At 60.2% G+C, this 16,709-nt stretch carries 14 protein-coding genes; 6 read left to right on the plus strand and 8 right to left on the minus strand.

Features of this window, described 5'->3' with window-relative positions; translation table 11 throughout:
* Positions 1-32 precede the first annotated feature (32 nt).
* The 3 genes from ABFX23_RS16745 to ABFX23_RS16755 all read left to right on the plus strand — a co-directional run bounded on the left by ABFX23_RS16745 (position 33) and on the right by ABFX23_RS16755 (position 2,369).
* The gene (locus ABFX23_RS16745; protein ID WP_346034097.1) at positions 33-725 is read left to right on the plus strand and encodes a PepSY domain-containing protein; all 693 of its coding nucleotides are present in this window, start codon (positions 33-35) and stop codon (positions 723-725) included.
* A 147-nt stretch (positions 726-872) separates the two neighbouring features.
* A complete protein-coding gene (locus tag ABFX23_RS16750) occupies positions 873-1,121 on the plus strand; it encodes a helix-turn-helix domain-containing protein (RefSeq protein WP_230293289.1) in 249 nt (82 codons plus the stop codon).
* Between the two features lie 39 nt (positions 1,122-1,160).
* On the plus strand, positions 1,161-2,369 hold the full coding sequence (locus tag ABFX23_RS16755) for a HipA domain-containing protein (RefSeq protein ID WP_346034098.1): 1,209 nt from the start codon (positions 1,161-1,163) through the stop codon (positions 2,367-2,369).
* Between the two features lie 80 nt (positions 2,370-2,449).
* On the opposite strand, the gene ABFX23_RS16760 is transcribed toward ABFX23_RS16755, so the two are convergent.
* Positions 2,450-3,358 (minus strand): DMT family transporter, encoded by a 909-nt coding sequence (locus ABFX23_RS16760; protein WP_230293288.1) that lies wholly within the window; start codon positions 3,356-3,358, stop codon positions 2,450-2,452.
* 343 nt (positions 3,359-3,701) lie between these two features.
* Here ABFX23_RS16760 and ABFX23_RS16765 point away from each other — a divergent pair, with 343 nt between their 5' ends.
* Complete coding sequence (locus ABFX23_RS16765) at positions 3,702-4,370, plus strand: DUF6629 family protein (RefSeq protein ID WP_230293287.1); 669 nt, start codon at positions 3,702-3,704, stop codon at positions 4,368-4,370.
* Between the two features lie 250 nt (positions 4,371-4,620).
* On the opposite strand, the gene petA is transcribed toward ABFX23_RS16765, so the two are convergent.
* The 6 genes from petA to ABFX23_RS16795 all read right to left on the minus strand — a co-directional run bounded on the left by petA (position 4,621) and on the right by ABFX23_RS16795 (position 11,461).
* Positions 4,621-5,199 (minus strand): ubiquinol-cytochrome c reductase iron-sulfur subunit, encoded by a 579-nt coding sequence (gene petA / locus ABFX23_RS16770; RefSeq protein WP_230293286.1) that lies wholly within the window; start codon positions 5,197-5,199, stop codon positions 4,621-4,623.
* A 164-nt stretch (positions 5,200-5,363) separates the two neighbouring features.
* The gene (arcC, locus tag ABFX23_RS16775) at positions 5,364-6,317 is read right to left on the minus strand and encodes a carbamate kinase (RefSeq protein WP_219148309.1); all 954 of its coding nucleotides are present in this window, start codon (positions 6,315-6,317) and stop codon (positions 5,364-5,366) included.
* Between the two features lie 4 nt (positions 6,318-6,321).
* A complete protein-coding gene (gene argF / locus ABFX23_RS16780) occupies positions 6,322-7,323 on the minus strand; it encodes an ornithine carbamoyltransferase (protein ID WP_346034086.1) in 1,002 nt (333 codons plus the stop codon).
* A gap of 38 nt (positions 7,324-7,361) precedes the next feature.
* Positions 7,362-8,591: an arginine deiminase gene (locus ABFX23_RS16785; RefSeq protein ID WP_219148305.1), complete on the minus strand. Its 1,230-nt coding sequence runs from the start codon at positions 8,589-8,591 to the stop codon at positions 7,362-7,364.
* Between the two features lie 39 nt (positions 8,592-8,630).
* Positions 8,631-10,076 (minus strand): YfcC family protein, encoded by a 1,446-nt coding sequence (locus ABFX23_RS16790; protein WP_230293285.1) that lies wholly within the window; start codon positions 10,074-10,076, stop codon positions 8,631-8,633.
* Between the two features lie 11 nt (positions 10,077-10,087).
* The gene (locus tag ABFX23_RS16795) at positions 10,088-11,461 is read right to left on the minus strand and encodes an alginate export family protein (RefSeq protein WP_346034087.1); all 1,374 of its coding nucleotides are present in this window, start codon (positions 11,459-11,461) and stop codon (positions 10,088-10,090) included.
* A gap of 418 nt (positions 11,462-11,879) precedes the next feature.
* On the opposite strand from ABFX23_RS16795, the gene ABFX23_RS16800 reads away from it, so the two are divergent.
* Both ABFX23_RS16800 and ABFX23_RS16805 read left to right on the plus strand, forming a co-directional pair.
* Positions 11,880-12,650: a slipin family protein gene (locus ABFX23_RS16800; RefSeq protein WP_230293283.1), complete on the plus strand. Its 771-nt coding sequence runs from the start codon at positions 11,880-11,882 to the stop codon at positions 12,648-12,650.
* A gap of 6 nt (positions 12,651-12,656) precedes the next feature.
* Positions 12,657-15,413, plus strand: coding sequence for an HAD-IC family P-type ATPase (locus ABFX23_RS16805; protein WP_230293282.1), 2,757 nt, complete (start codon positions 12,657-12,659; stop codon positions 15,411-15,413).
* Positions 15,414-15,494: 81 nt separating this feature from the next.
* On the opposite strand, the gene ABFX23_RS16810 is transcribed toward ABFX23_RS16805, so the two are convergent.
* Positions 15,495-16,694, minus strand: a complete 1,200-nt coding sequence (locus ABFX23_RS16810) for a phosphoglycerate kinase (protein WP_346034088.1) — start codon at positions 16,692-16,694, stop codon at positions 15,495-15,497.
* Positions 16,695-16,709 lie beyond the last annotated feature (15 nt).

Raw genomic sequence — 16,709 nt, forward strand, 5'->3', positions numbered from 1 at the left:
GACAGTTGGCTTCGCGGTCCCTCAAACTGCGCTTGCATGTCTTTGGCAGCAAGCTCCACAAGTGGTTGGCGCTCCTGATCGGGGCGCAAGTTCTGCTGTGGATGGGCACCGGTGCCTTGATGTCCTTTCTCGATCTGGAGGAGGTACGCTCGGAGCATGTCGTGTCCCGGTCTGCGCAAATATTGCCTGCCGGGGCCGAGTTACCCGAATGGCTGGAAAGGCAAGATGATGTGGTTTCGGTTGCCACACGTGCTCTCGACGGCAAGGTGGTGACCGAAGTGCGGCGAGCGGATGGCGATGTCACGCTACATGATCCGCGTAGCGGACGATTGCTCTCCCCCATCTCGGCCGCGACGGCGCGCGCCATCGCTCGCCGCGCCTGGATTGGCCCGGAAACCTCGGTCCACACCGCGCGGCTTATCGAACGCGAGGTCGGGACCGAATTCAGGGGCCCCTTCCCGGCCTGGCAGGTCAGTTATGACGATCGCGATGCGACGCGCGTCTATATCGATGCTTCCAGCGGAACGGTCCTGTCAGCGCGAAGCGATACTTGGCGGCTCTTCGATTTCATCTGGGGCCTTCACATCATGGACTGGACCCAGCGCGACCGCATCAACAGCTGGTGGCTTCTCCTGTTTGGTATCGCAGGGACGTTCATTGCCCTTTCGGGATTTGTTCTGCTGGCCAACAGGCTGCCAAGGATCGGATGGCTGAGACGAAAATGAAAGTCCGTCTCCTGGCCGGATGACATATCCTGTTCAAGACGCCTCTCTCCAACGTCAGGAACGCCTGGCCCGGAACCATTGAGGAACCCCTCGTTGCGGCGGGATGCAGCATACCCTTGGCGGGATAGCGGAGCGTGGGGGGACGCCATGAACCAGATCGTCACGCCTCCCAGTCAACTCGGAGCCGTGATCCAGACCCATCGCCTCGGCAAGGGCCCGACCCAGACCGAGCTCGCCACCCTCGCCGGCACGCAGCAGAAAACCATCTCGGCAATCGAGAACGGAAGCGCAGGAACCAGGCTCGACACGCTCATCAGTGTCATCGCAGTCCTCGGCCTCGATCTCCAGATCGTGCCGCGTCAGAACGGCAGCATATCGATCGAGGACGTCTTCTGAATGGCGCGCTAAAAGACCCATGCGCCCCTCGATGTACTTATCAACGGCAGGCTGGTCGGCCGTCTCGAAAGGGCAGCAAGCGGTGCAACCAGTTTCCGATATTCCGAAGAGTGGCTTGCTTGGGAGCATCGCTTCGCGGTATCGCTCTCGCTGCCTCTGACCCCGGCGGCCTATCGCGGCGCGCCGGTCGTCGCCGTGTTCGACAATCTTCTCCCGGACAGGAATGCAGCACGCCGCCGCGTGGCGGCGCGCATGGGTGCCCAGGGCACCGACTTCTATAGTCTGCTCGAAGCCATCGGACGCGATTGCGTCGGTGCCATGCGGTTCCTGCCCGAAGGAACAGATCAAGCGCAGACTGCCGACATCGAAAGCGAACCGGTCAGCGAGACCGAGGTCGAGGCGCTCCTCGCCGATCTTGCGCAGGCTCCACTTGGCGTCGATCGGGAGCAGGAATTCAGGATCTCGGTCGCGGGTGCGCAGGAAAAGACGGCCCTGCTTCGCATCGATGGAAAATGGCACCGACCGGCCGGTGTGACCCCGACAACTTACATCCTGAAGCCGGAACTTGGACAGATACCCAGCGCCGACGGGATGATCGACATGTCGAACAGCGTCGACAACGAGCACTATTGCATGACGCTGATGAAGGCGTTCGGCCTGTCGGTCGCAGCGACAGAGATCGCGACCGTCGGCCAGCGCCGAGTTCTCGTCGTCGAACGGTTCCACAGGCACTGGCGCAACGCCAAGCAAATCCTGTGTCTGCCGCAAGAGGACTGCTGCCAAGCACTCGGCTATCCGCCCACGCACAAATATCAGAGCGATGGCGGCCCGAACATGAAGGATATCTTCGGCCTGTTGCTGCGCGGTGCTGACGATCCGCAAGCCGACGCAGCCGCCCTTTTCAAGAGCCAGATCCTCTTCTACGATGTGCTCTCGGCCCAACCGGCCGTCGACTCCGACCAGATTGCGCAGAACAGGTTCCCCCTCGCGATGTCCGCAGGCACCAACCATCACTACCGGCTGAACGGGGTGACCGGTCGGCATTTTGTCCAGTCGGGCAAGTCAGCGGGGCTTGGCACAGGCCTCATGCGTGCAGCCATCAGCGAACTAATGGACCGGGCACGTGATGCGCCGACGGTAGCGCGCGAAGCGATGCCGGTGGACTTCGCCGAACCTGTTCATGACAGCATTGCTGCGGCCCTGGCGACCCGATTGTCCGGGCTTTCGAGCGCGCTTGAGGAGCTATAGCTTTGGCATCCGCCAACGAAGTCATCGCCCGCCCTTTGCTGCAGCCCATCGCCACCTAATTTTTTGACGAAGAGCATCCCTTAAGCGCGCCCGTCCTCGGCTCCTTTCGCTTTTGGCTGAACGTCACTCGATGATTTGACGGTCGTTAGCCATACGCCCGCGGTTGCAATTGCTGTGCCCGTGATGATCAGGGGTGTAAGCCTTTCACCAAAGAAGGCAGCGCCGATCGTTAGACCGAAAACGGGCACCAGGAAGCTGAATACATTGGCCTTCGAGAGTTCGATTTTGCCGAGCGTATATTGCCACAGCCAGAATGCGAGGGCTGTACCTGGGATCGCTAACCCAAGCAGGCTTGCGATGAAAACCGGCGACCAGTCGATTTGCCCCTGATCTTCGGTAAGCAAAGCCAGAAACGCGAGCGGGATAGCGCCGATGAGGAGTTGAAGGCCCATGGCGATCGCTGCGTCGACGCGCCCCGAGAGCTTCTTGATGGCGATGTTGCCCACGGCAACGCCGAAGGCCGCAAGCAGCACATATGCAAAGCCGGTTGAGAGCGCCAGCGGACCTTGGAGAATTCGCGGGCCAGCAATAATGAGGATTCCCGCAAAGCCGAGCCATAGCCCGATCCAGCCTTTGGAGGACAGGCGCTCGCGGAGAAACAGAAAGGCGAGACCTGCCGCGATGAGGGGTTGGCTGTTGGCGATGACGGTTGCAAGGCCGGGCGAAACGAACTCCGCAGCGTGGAACATCCCGTAGTAACCCAGCCCCGTCATGCCGAGACCGGCAAGAATGATCCATCCCCAGATGCTTCCATCGCGCGGAAAGGGCTTTCTGAGAATGATACCGACCGCCAGTAACGTGGTGCCTGCAAGAACCGCGCGCAGCACGGCGAAGGTGAGATGGGGCGCGCTGTCGAGACCGACCGTTATGAGCGGATAGCAGGACGCCCAAAGAAGCATCACAAAGATTGCGGAAAGACGCGCTGGCATAGTAGGTTAAGCAATAGCCTTCCATCCCGGTGCCCACAATGGTGGGATGCGCAGGTCCAGCCTATGGATCGTCACGCCGAACAGCGAACTTGGATCAATGACCGTCAAGAGATCCCTTTGTATTACTTCGCAAGCGATCCAGATTACCCAGGGGTCTGATTCTTGTCATTTGGTCCCTTCGGGCTTTGTAAGCCTCGCGGTGCACAGACGTCCGTACTTGCGAGCGAGACCATGGTCGAGTTGAAATCATAATTACAGCGCGCGGCAAGCTTGGTACTCGGCCAGTGTGTAACATGGGTGCACGAAGAAATCCTCAGGCATCCAACCAGCGAGGGTAGACTGAATGTGTTTTTCCGCCACAGCGAGTTTCGCCGCCGGCACCGTGCTGTTGGCAACCGGTGCCTTCACAATGCGAATGGCGCGCAATAGCCGCGAGAGACCCTACGCGCTGATTCCGGTTCTGTTTGGCGTCCAGCAATTGATCGAGGGCGCACTGTGGCTGACATTTCCTGACAAGGCGCCGGTACTGAAGACGGTTCTGACCTATCTCTATTCGATCTTTTCACATGTTCTGTGGCCAATCTACGTCCCGGTGGCGGTCTATATGCTCGAGAAGGTAGCCTGGCGCCGAAAGGCCCTCTTGGCGACGGCGATAGGCGGAACCCTGGTTGGACTCTACTTACTCTATTTCCTTATCCGCCTGCCAATCGTCGCGACAGCCGGCGACGGTCATATCGACTACGAATCCCCCCACTTCTACGTTGGCATCGTCATGACACTGTATGTCTTGGGTACCTGTGTCAGCCCGCTGCTATCCAGCCATCGCTGGGTAAACTGGTTCGGGGTCGGCGCAATCGTCTCCTTTCTTGCGGCAGGCGCGTTCTATCTCACCTGGTTCATATCGGTGTGGTGCTTCTTTGCCGCAGCGATGAGCGTGATCGTCGTGATGTTCTTTCTGCGTAGAGAGACCGACGCTCCTCCTTCCCCCCGGATGGGTGAGCCGGTGCGCTAGTTTGTAGGGCGCCGGACAGGCTGCTTTGGTCTCACCGAAGGCGATTTGTGCCCTGAGTTTTCAGTCTGGTATGCCCGCGCCACAGCGCCAGCTCAGGCGGGTGGAAAGGAGGGGTACGCGGTGGGTGTCTCCTCAAGAATTACGTGTTCTGCCTGGTGTGCAGGTCCAGTGCATGGTTGCAAAACTTCTTGCTGCTCTCGGCCCAGTTTTGGCTCGAATTCGAGGCGGCCCCGGCTCACCCCCAAGGTCATTAGCCGATCGAGAGCTTTAGATCGTCGCTGATGACATATTGCGGAACGACCAAATTCTTCGGTGCCGGCCCTTTCCGCACGCGCCCGGAATTGTCGTAGATCGAGCCGTGGCAGGGACAAAACCATCCCCCATATCTTCCGCGGTTTTCGCCCACTCCCTGTCCCAACGGTATGCAGCCAAGATGCGTGCAGACGCCCACGACCACGAGCCACTCTGGTCGCTGCACGCGCGCAGCGTCCGTCTCTGGATCGATCAGCCCTGAAGAGGCATCGTCGGCTTTGGCTCGCGCGATCTCTTCAGCTGTGCGCCGCACAATGAACACCGGCTGCTCGCGCCAGCTCACAGTGATACGTTGACCTGGCTCGATGGGTTGCAAATCGACTTCGATCCTCGCCTGTGCGACCACATCGGCCGATGGGTTCATGCTGTCGATAAGCGGCCAGATCGCCGCGGCGGCACCGGTTCCCGCGAACGCAACGGGCGCGATATGGATAAAATCTCGGCGGCGCACGCCTTCCGTCGAGCCGTCCTTGTCGGCTGCGTTGCTCGCCGCTCCGTTTGAACCTGTCTTGCCCATTCATCTCCGCATTCTTGCGTCTTTCAAGAGCAGACGCCTCCATGAAGCCGGGATTACACTCGCAAGCAGCCGATCAATCGGCTTCGTGCTATGTTGCGGTCATCGCATCGCTCGCGTTTGGCGACCACGGTCGGGCTACCTTAGGCGCGCTGGATCACCGATCGTCAACGCTCCTCCGACGGATCGGGATCCGCAAACTCGATGCCACTGCCTTGCATACTGATCGTCGTTCCGCGATCGCCGTTGACGACCGCCTGCAGATCGCTCAGCGCGCCGATTGCAGCTTTCTTTCCGGTCGCTGCAGCGAAATTGCAGGCCGCACGCACTTTTGGGCCCATAGAACCTGCGGGAAAGGCACCAAGATCGACCGCGTCGGGCGAAGCCGAGCGGATGGCGCGCTGACCGGCCTTGCCCCAATTGAGATACACTGCATCGACATCGGTGGCCATCACCAGCAGGTCGGCTTCGAGGTCTCGTGCCAGCAGCTCGCTGGCAAAATCCTTGTCAATCACAGCTTCTACGCCGGCATAATGTCCATCCGGACCCTCGGCGACCGGGATCCCCCCACCCCCGGCGCAGATGACGATCGCCGCCTTCTCAATAAGCCATTGGATCGGTTCGCGTTCGACGATGCTTTTGGGGGTGGGTGATGCGACAACACGGCGCCAACTGTCACCATCCTGCTTCATCGCCCATCCCTTCTCCTCTGCAAGGCGCAGAGCATGGTCCTGGTCATAGATCGGCCCGACAAACTTAGTCGGCTCGTCAAAGGCCGGGTCGTGGGGGTCGACTTCGACCATGGTCAGAATCGTGGCGAGCTGTTGGCTGGCGGGGAGGAGGTTCTTGAGCTCCTGCTCGATGATGTAGCCGATCATGCCTTCCGTCTGGGCGCCGAGCACATCGAGCGGAAACGCCTCGTCAGGCTTGTAAGCGGCACCTTGCAAGGCGAGCAGGCCGACTTGAGGTCCATTGCCGTGCGAGATGATGAGTTCGTGCTCCACGGCGAGCGGCGCAAGCGCGGCCGCAGCAATACGGACGTTCGCGCGCTGGTTTTCCGCGGTAAGTGGTTCGCCGCGTTTCAGGAGCGCGTTTCCACCCAGAGCGACGACGATGCGCATGGCGTCAGGTCCCGATCGTGGCGACAAGGATCGCCTTGATGGTATGAAGCCGGTTCTCGGCCTGTTCGAACTGAATTCCGGCCGCCGATTCGAAGACTTCGTCGGTGACTTCCATTTCGGCAATACCGTGGGCCTCGAAGATCTCCTTTCCGACCTTCGTTTCGGTGTTGTGGAAGGCAGGAAGGCAATGCATGAACTTTGCTGCGGCGTTGCCGGTTGCCTGCATGAGTGCGGTGTTTACCTGGTAAGGTGAAAGCAGCTCAATGCGTTCCTGCCAGACGTCTTCGGGCTCCCCCATCGAAACCCAGACATCGGTATTGACGAAGTCGCAGCCCTCCACCGCCTCGACGGGATCCTCGGTCAGTGTAAGCCGCGCGCCATATTGGTCGGCAAATGCTCTGGCAGGCTGCAAATAGTCATCGCTCGGCCAGAGGCTCTTGGGCGCGCCGATCCGTACATCCATGCCCATCAGGCAGCCTGCAATCATGAGCGAATGCCCCATGTTGCTCCGGGCGTCGCCGACAAAGGCGTAAGAGATGTCGCCAAGCGGCTTGTCGGCATGCTCGCGCATCGTCATCAGATCAGCCAGCATCTGCGTGGGATGGAATTCGTCGGTCAGACCGTTGAACACCGGCACGCCGGCATGGGCGGCGAGTTCCTCGACCTTCTCCTGCGCAAAACCGCGATACTCGATCGCGTCGTACATGCGGCCGAGCACACGAGCCGTGTCTTTCATCGACTCCTTATGGCCGATTTGGGAACCCGTCGGCCCGAGGTACGTGCCCCCTGCCCCCTGGTCCATGGACGCAACTTCGAAAGCGCACATTGTACGTGTCGACGCCTTCTCGAAGATCAGGCAGATGTTCTTGCCCTTGAGATGCCGCTGCTCGGTACCGGCATATTTCGCGCGCTTGAGATCGCGCGACAGGTCGAGCAGGTGACGCACCGCCCGCTGGTCGAAGTCGAGCAGTTTCAGGAAACTGCGTCCGTGAAGATTGTAGGCCATAAAATGTCTCGATTGTCGGTATGTCAGGGGAGCGAAAGTTAGAAATCGACCGGGTCGCGCCAGACCGGACAGGTCATGCAGTGGCCACCACCGCGACCCCGCCCGAGCTCGGAGCCTCGGATCGTGATGACCTCGATGCCGGCTTTGCGCAGCAAGGTGTTGGTCGACGTATTGCGATCATAGGCGACGACGACGCCCGGCTCGATCGCGACGACGTTGTTCCCATCGTCCCATTGCTCGCGTTCCTGCGCATAGGCGTCGCCCCCGGTTTCGACGATGGTCAGTTTCTTCTGGCCCAGCGCCTCCGCAGCCAAGGTAAAGAGGTGCTTTTCTTCCTTGCGAAAATCAATCTGGTCAGCACTGTCTCCGGGCCGCAGACTGTAGCATTGGATCTGATCGCACACTTCGACGAAGGCGGTCGCAACATCGCGCTCGCAGTGGGAAAAAACCGTATCGAGGTGCATGGCGCTGCGCGATCGCGGTAGCTGGCAGGCAATAACCCGTTGTGCCGCCTCGCCGCGGAAGAGCGCGCGAGCGACCTGACCCACGGCTTGCGGTGAGGTGCGCTCGCCCATACCGATCAGGACTGTGCCATTGCCCCAAGGCATGACGTCGCCGCCCTCGAGTGTGGCCGGGCCATGGTCAGTGTCCGGATCCCCCCACCATATCTGGTAATCTTCACTCGCAAACAGCGGATGGAATTTGTAGACGGCCGCCACAAGCAGCGTCTCCGGCCGCCGCGCGGGCCAAAACATTGGGTTCAGGGTAAGGCCGTTGCCGATCCAGCAGCTGTTGTCGCGGGGGAACTGCGTGTTCGGGAGCGGCGGGATGACGAACCCGTCCGGGCCGAGATAGCTGCCGAACATGTCATGCGCCTTGAAGGGCAGTTCATGAACGGCAATGCCGCCGATCAGGTGTATGGCGAGCTGGCTGGGTGACATTTCGTCTAGCCAGGCGCGTAGCTCGCTCAGCATGCCAAGCCCGACCTGATCCTCTGAGATCCGCCGGTCGAGAACCCATGCCCGCGCTTCGGGGATCGCGAGGACAGCGCCGAGCAGGTCGTGAAACTCGTAGACTTCGACCCCTCTTGCGCTCATTTTCATACGAAAATCAGCGTGGTCGGTGCGCGCTTCCTGCACCCACAGCACGTCGTCATAGAGAAGCGCGTCGGCATTCGCCGGCGTCAAGCGGGAATGCGCCAGACCCGGTTGGCAGGTGATAACCTTGCGGAGCTTGCCTATTTCGGAATGAACGCCAAATCCGGTCATTGAAGATGTCCTTTTTGCAAATGTTCGAGCAGCTTGGTTTTACCCAAGCGCAGCTGCGAGGCTGAGCGAGCTCATGATCAGCACCGTCAGGATAAGCAGCAGCGGCCACATGAATTTGAGCCACCGCTGATAGGGAACGCCGCCAATGGCGAGCGCGCCCATCACGACAGCGAAAGTAGGGTTGATGAGGTTCACCAGGCCGTTCGCCGACTGGTAGGCGGTGACCACAAGCGCCCGGTCGACCGCGGAGAAATCTGCAAGTGGCGCGAGGATCGGCATGCTTAAGACAGCCAGCCCCGATGATGATGGGACGAGGAAGGACAGACCGACCTCGATCCCGAAGATGGTGTTGATGAAACCAACCGCGCCTAGGCCCGCCAAGGCCTGCTCTCCGCTGTTCAGTATGGTGTCGGTCATTTTACCGGCATCCATGATTACGACGATGCCGCGCGCGATTCCGATAATAAGCGCGACGCCGAGCAAGTCTTTCGCGCCGGCCATGAAGGCATCGATGAATTTCTGCTCTCCCATCCACCCAACAACGCCAACCAGGATCGATGCCGCAATGAAAAGCGCCGACATCTTGTCCATCCACCAGCCTTGTGAGGCGACGCCCCAGATCATGATACCGAATGTCGCCGCGAAAATGATCAGGGTCAGGACCTGCGTTCTGCTCAGCGGCGCCTGTGCGTCATGGCCGTCACTCGCGAACCGCGCGGCGATCGCTGCGCTCTCGTCGGCAACGATCGATCTCGACGGATCGGCACGCACCTTGAGCGCGTAGCGGACCACATAAGCCGAACAGATCGCCCATCCACTCACCAGGATAAAGACGCGCAGGCCCAGTCCGGAGGTGAACGGCACTCCTGCCGCGTTGGCGGCTATGACCGTCGCGAACGGATTGATGGTCGATCCCAGGACACCGACGCCTGCGCCGAGGAGAATGACCGCAACCGCAACGACGGCGTCGAAGCGGGCCGCGAGCATGACGGGAATAAGTAGTCCGTAAAATGCGAGCGATTCTTCGGCCATGCCGTAGGTCGTCCCACCGGCGGCAAACACTGCCATCAGGATGGGAATCATCCAGACCTCTCTTCCCTTCAGCGCTCCCATTGACCGTTCGATGGCGCGGTCAATCGCCCCGGTTCGCGTGACGACGCCGAGGAAGCCGCCGATGATGATCACGAAAAGCGCGACATCGATGGCCTGGGCTTCATAGGTTTCGGGATTGTAGAACCCGGCGATCGGCGCCAGCAGTACGTCGAATATGCCCTGCGGGTTCGCGTCTACGGTTTCGTAAGTTCCGGGGACCGGGACCGAGCGCCCCAGTTCGGCATTCTCAATCCGCTCATATTGGCCTGCCGGAATGACCCAGCTGCCCGCGGCGACCAATGCGATGAGGGCAAAGAGAATTGTATACGCGGTGGGAAATTTGAAGCGCCTGGAGCTGGAGGGTGACCCGTGCGCAGCGGCAGTGTCCGACATGATCATACCTCCTAGAAAGAAACCGAAGCGTAAAGCATGACGTGCGACCAGGTGCCGGATCCGCCGGTGAGCTGCTTCGCTCCCTCGCCAGGCACTAGAACCGCGCCAGCGAGGGACAGAAACAGGCGATCGGTCGCCTGCCAGTCGATGAAGACGTCGAACTCGTTGCCGAATGCCGCGTCTGTGACGCCCAGCTGTCCCGGCTCATCGAGTGAGATATTGAGCCAGGATGCGGTGAGTGCGAGGCTCTCGGTGAGTGTCGCTGTTCCCTTTACCATATGGGTTTTTTGGTTGGAGTTGGCGAAGATCCAGTTGCCGGTGATCTCGCCCTGGTACCATTGCCCATAATCGGTGAACCCGTATGCCAGCGGGATGAATTCCTCATTCTTCAGCGTTGCGGGATCGTCGCCCGTGACCTCCGCGTAGCGGTAGGTGAGCGTCGGGTTCAGAGGCAGGCTATCGAAACCGTAGTCGCCCTGTAGGTACCACCCTTTGCCGTCGTAGAAACCGGCCCCGCTCTGCACGGCATATTCGCCTGAAAAGGTGAGCTGGTCGCTAACCTTTGCAGACCCGCGAAAATCATATGCCTTGAGGTTTTCGGCGGTGCCAGCGGTCACCGGGTCATCGAAATGCGCGACCTCAATGTAGGTAGCGCCGATCGACACCTCTTCGGCAAGCTCATACTCGACATTGGCGCCGACGACATGTGCACGAATGCCGCTTCGCCCGGGATTATTGCCTAAATAGAAGCCTTCAAGCAGGAGGTCGCCTGTCTTGACGCGGAGCAAGGCGCTGCCGCGCGAGGCCGATCGTGCACCAAGGTAGAAACCTCCGCGGTCGCCCCCGTCGCGGCCACCGTCCTTGATCAGGAAACCTGTTCCGATCTGGTAGTCGAAATCACCGCCGAAGATCTCAATTGTGTCGTTGGGACCAATCTCGGTCTTCCAGCCCACATAGAGTTTCTCGAGCGTCGTCGCGCCGGGATCGTCGAAACCCACGGCAAGGCCGTCGGCGCTCTCGCCGTAGGTCTTTGTCGTGACGGTCGAGACACCCGCCGAAAGCTCACCGCCAAGGACATTGCGAACGGTCAGGTAAAGCTGGGGTTCGAACGCGAGTTCTGCCCAGCTGTCGGTGTCAGCCCCGATATTGGTTTCCGGCTCGCCGAACCAGGAATTGTTCTGCGTGAAGACAACAGCCGTCGCATCGGCGGCAACGTCTAGGGAGACATCGTCGCTCTCATAGACTGTTGTCTGCGCGGCTGCTGGTGTGGCCGCCGCTACAGCAACAGCCGCTGCGATGAGCGAGCCTGACGCCGCGCTTGCGCGGGGGGCAAGCAGAGGCTTCCCGCTTCGCTTCTGATGGTTTTCGCATCCAGAATTGTGCACTTCTTGATCCCTTTGTCGTCTCGCAAGCCTTTCCGAAAGCGTGCTTGGAATGATCGCCCCGGCCGACATGCGAAGCCGCGATGATGTGCGACGCCGTGATTGGGCCTTGCATCATCAGACGGCAGCCAGGCCGACACATTACGATTAAGAGGCAAGCAACCTGCGGATTCTTCGACAATGAAGAGCTGCCGCGATCCTCGAAGATTCCAGGCGATCAAACCCTGCCATCGCGGTGAACTTGGATTCGATAGCGCGCGATGCCGGCTTCCCGCGCGCGTCGAGCGGAACTGTAATCAGCAGGTCGGCTGCTCGTCCTTAAAGGCATCCGGAGGGCGCTTCTCGTGTCTTTTCCAGAGCGGGCCGATGGCGCGAGGCCGTGCCGAATGCTCGGCGATCGCAACCTCGAAAGGAGGGCATCATGATAAGCAATTCCACCCTAATCCTTGGCACCATATTTATCGCCGTGCTGCTTGCAGCGAGCTCCATCAGGATCCTGCGCGAGTATGAGCGCGCCGTGCTTTTCACGCTCGGTCGATTCACCGGCGTCAAAGGGCCGGGGCTCATCCTTGTCTTTCCCTTTATCCAGACCATCGCGCGGGTCGATATGCGAACCGTTGTGCTCGATGTGCCTACCCAGGATCTCATTTCGCGGGACAATGTTTCGGTGCACGTGAATGCCGTCATCTATTTTCGCGTTATCGATCCCGAGCGCGCGATCATCCAGGTCGAACAGTTCGTCGACGCTACCAGCCAGCTTGCGCAGACGACCTTGCGTTCCGTGCTTGGGAAGCACGAACTCGATGAACTGCTCGCCGAGCGCGACAAGCTCAACAAGGATATTCAGGATATTATCGACACGCACACCAACGCATGGGGAATCGAGGTTGCCAACGTCGAGATCAAGCATGTCGATATCGATGAAACCATGGTTCGGGCCATGGCGAAGCAGGCCGAGGCCGAGCGCGAACGGCGGGCACGGGTGATCAACGCCGAAGGCGAAGAGCAGGCAGCGCAGAAGCTCCACGAAGCGGCCGAAATCCTTTCCAGTCGGCCCGAAGCGATGCAATTGCGTTACCTCGGCGCGCTGGGGACGATCGCCGGCGAAAAGAGTTCGACCATCGTGTTCCCTTTTCCGGTCGAGTTCGGGCGGTTCTTCGAAAACTTCTCCAGCAAAAATGCAGCGGACTGATTTCGCATGTCGGCGGATCCACCGGGCCGGCCAACAATTTCGAATGCACACGCACAAGAGGCCGACTATGTCGCCGACATTCTCGGCGCCACGTCGGATGGGCTCTGCAGCGAACTAGCGGCTGATCGGCTGCGGGCATTCGGACCTAACCGGCCGCGCATCGTGCAAAAGCCCAGCATCGTCCGCCGCTTTCTGTCGCACTTCAACAATATTCTTATCTATGTGCTGCTCGTTGCTGCGGCGATCACGTCTGTTCTCGGACACCTTATCGACACGATCGTCATCCTCGCGGTCGTCATCGTGAACGCCGTCATCGGCCTTGCCCAAGAAGGACGGGCTGAGCAGGCAATGACGAAGATCCAGCAAATGCTCGCGCCGCATGCTGCCGTAATACGCGATGGAAAGCGGCTCGATATCAGCAGCGAAGAGCTTGTCCTCGGCGATCTGGTGCTGCTCGAAGCTGGCGACCGCGTTCCTGCCGACCTCAGGCTCGTCGAAGCTTACGGCCTCCAAGCTCAGGAGGCGGTCTTGACCGGCGAGTCCCTCCCCGTCGAGAAGGGCCCGGCTCCTGTCGCAATGGACGCATCTTTGGGCGACCGGTCATCGCTCGCGTTCAGCGGTACATTGGTGACCGCCGGTCAAGGACGGGGCATCGTTATCGCGACTGCCGAAGAAACCGAGATCGGTCGGATAAGCGGAATGCTGGCGGACGTTAGAACGCTGACGACGCCGCTCGTGGAGCAAATGAACGGCTTTGCCAGATGGCTGACTCTTCTCATCCTCCTGATCGCCGCAACGCTGCTTGCCTTCGGCTATTATGTCGCAAACCTGGAATTTTCCGAGGTCTTCATGGCCATCGTCGGCCTTTCGGTCTCTGCGATCCCGGAGGGTTTGCCTGCGGTGCTGACGATAACTCTGGCGATCGGTGTGCAGGCCATGGCAAGGCGGAATGCGATTGTGCGGCGCTTGCCCGCAATCGAAACGCTCGGCTCTGTTTCCATTATTTGCACCGACAAGACCGGTACCTTGACCCGCAACGAAATGATGGCGGCATCGGTCGCACTCGCCGACCAGACATTCTCAATTGCCGGCGAGGGGTACGGACCTGAAGGTGAAATCTCTAACGAACACGCCTCCGATGACCCTGCTTATAGCGAGGCGCTGTCTGAACTTGCGCTGGTCGCGGCGCTTTGCAACGACGCGGAGCTCAACGAGACTGGAGGAAGCTGGACCGTCAGCGGTGACCCGATGGAGGGTGCCCTGCTGGCCCTCGCGATCAAGGCTGGGGGGGCGTTGGAGCCCCTGACGCGGGAATGGTTTCGCAGCGATGCCATACCATTTGACGCGCGATACCGTTTTATGGCGACCCTGCAGCACAAGCGGAATGGTCCAGGTCTGATCACCACAAAAGGTGCGCCCGAACAGGTGCTCTCGATGTGCCTCTCCCAGCGCTCCGCTACCGGCGACGCCGTAGAGCTCGACAGGGATTACTGGCGTATGCGCATCGATGAATTAAGTGCGCGGGGACAGCGCGTTCTTGCGCTCGCTACACGCGTCGCCAGGCCCGCCGAGCACAAACTCCCGCCGGCAGAGTTCCTGGGCGAACTCGTTTTGCTCGGGCTGGTCGGTCTCATCGATCCCCCACGCCCTTCGGCGGTCGCCGCGATCGCCGAGTGCCGCGCAGCAGGCATCCGGGTAAAAATGATTACGGGTGATCATGCCGGCACCGCAGCCGCCATTGGCAGGCAGGTGGGTCTCGAACATCCGGATTTTGTGCTCACTGGCACCGATCTTGACGCGCTGACCGACCACGAACTGGCTGCTGCGGTTCTCGAGACGGACATTTTCGCCAGAACAAATCCCGGCCACAAGCTGCGGCTCGTTGAAGCGCTGCAATCGCGCGGTCTGACGATTGCGATGACAGGGGACGGCGTGAATGATGCGCCCGCGCTGAAACGGGCCGATGCCGGCATCGCAATGGGGCGTAGCGGAAGCGAGGCGGCGAAAGAGGCTGCGGACATCGTCCTCGCTGACGATGACTTTGCCTCCATCGCTGCAGCGGTTCGGGAAGGAAGGACAGTCTATGACAACATCAAGAAGGTCATCAGCTGGACGCTCCCCACCAATGGCGGCGAAGCGCTGACCATAATCATCACGATTCTGCTCGGCCTCACGCTTCCGATCACGCCCATTCAAATCCTCTGGATCAATCTGGTGACGGCCACCACGCTGGGGATCGCGCTTGCCTTTGAACCGACCGAAGAAGATACGATGTTGAGGCCGCCGCGACCAAGAGCCGAACCGATCTTGAACGGCACCCTGGCCTGGCAGATAATTTTCGCCTCGCTGCTCATTTCCGCTGGGGTTTTCGGCGTGTTCGCTTATGCGATTGAGCAGCAATATGAGCTGGAATTGGCCCGTACGCTCGCGCTCAACATGCTCGCTATCATGGAAATTTTCTATCTCTTCTACGTACGTAACATTTATGGATCATCGCTCACCTGGACGGCAGTAAGGGGCACCAAGGCGGTGTGGCTCACTGTGATAGCCGTGTTCGCCGCGCAATTGGGCATTACTTACGCGCCGCCCCTCCAGGTGGTCTTTGCAACACGCCCGGTTCCGTTTGCCGATGGCGTGCTACTCTTTGCCATAGGCACGGTGTTCTTTGCGGCCCTGGAACTGGAAAAACGACTGCGCTTGAACTTAAGGGCAATGGGCCAAACGGCGCATCGGCAAGAGTTTGGCGGGTCCAATACCCAGTGATCGGGAGTGGTTCGCCGCAGCCCCGTTTCGACATATATCCCGCTGGAAGAGCGCCGAACCCAGATACCGCTCAAGGCCCAGTCAGGTAAGGACCTGCAGACCGGGAAGCGCGATGCCGGCGACCCATTCGAGAAATGCGCCGCCTCCAGTCGACACGTGGGTCAGATCCGCAGTCAGACCGCTCTTGTTGAGGGCCGCAAGAGTGTCACCGCCACCGGCAAGCGAGATCAGCGATCCCTTTCGTGTCAGCTCGGCGGCCGCCTGGGCGATCGCGAAAGTCGATGTCTCGAAAGGAGGTGTCTCGAATGCACCGAGCGGGCCATTCCAGATGAGAAGCTGCGAGGTTCGCAGCACGTCAACAGTTTTCGCGACTGTGCGGGGTCCCAGGTCAAGGATCATCTCATCGGCGGCGACATCTTCGACCAGGGTCGTGCGCAGCGAAACGGGATGCGGTGTCAGTTCCCTGGCTACCACGACATCCTCGGGCAGATGGATCTGGCACTTTCCCTGACTGGCACTCTTCAGAATTCGTAGCGCTGCATCCTCGAGATTCCGCTCGGCGAGCGATTTCCCGATTGGCTTCTTCAGCGCAGCGAGAAAGGTGTTCGCCATCGCTCCGCCAATGATGAGGTTATCGACTTTCGTGCTGAGCTGCTCGAGGACGTCGAGCTTGCTCGAGATCTTGGCACCGCCGATGATCGCGGTGGAAGGTTCCCGCCCGTGCCCGATCGCCTCTTGCAACGCCCCGAGCTCGTCTTGCAGGGCGCGGCCCATATAGCTCGGCAGCAGTCTTGCTACACCCACCGTCGATGCATGCGCCCGGTGCGAGGCCGAGAACGCATCGTTGACATAAAAATCCGCAAGGTCGGCCATCGCGCTTGCAAGCTCGGGACCGTTGCTTTCCTCGCCTGCGTAGAAACGGGTGTTTTCCAGTAGAGCAACATCGCCCGCCTCCAGCTCGGAAACCGCGCGCTTCGCTCCCGCGCCTGTCCAGTCTTCGAGAAAATGAACCTCGTCACCGAGCAGGGAGCTGTAGGCTTGGGCGACCGGCGCGAGCGAAAATGCCGCGGTCGGTTTTCCTTTGGGCCGCCCGAGATGCGAAAGCAAGAGGACCACCGCGCCGCGCCTTCTGAGCGCCATCACCGTTGGCAAGCTTGCTCGCAAGCGCGTATCATCACCGACCGCGCCGTCTTCTCCGATCGGAACATTGAAGTCGACCCGGACCAGCGCGACTTGGCCAGCGATTTCGCCTAGATCATCGAGGGTTTGCGGAACCGGCATACGACTATTGCTCCT

This window comes from Erythrobacter westpacificensis, assembly GCF_039542285.1.
Taxonomy (GTDB): Bacteria; Pseudomonadota; Alphaproteobacteria; order Sphingomonadales; family Sphingomonadaceae; genus Alteraurantiacibacter; species Alteraurantiacibacter westpacificensis.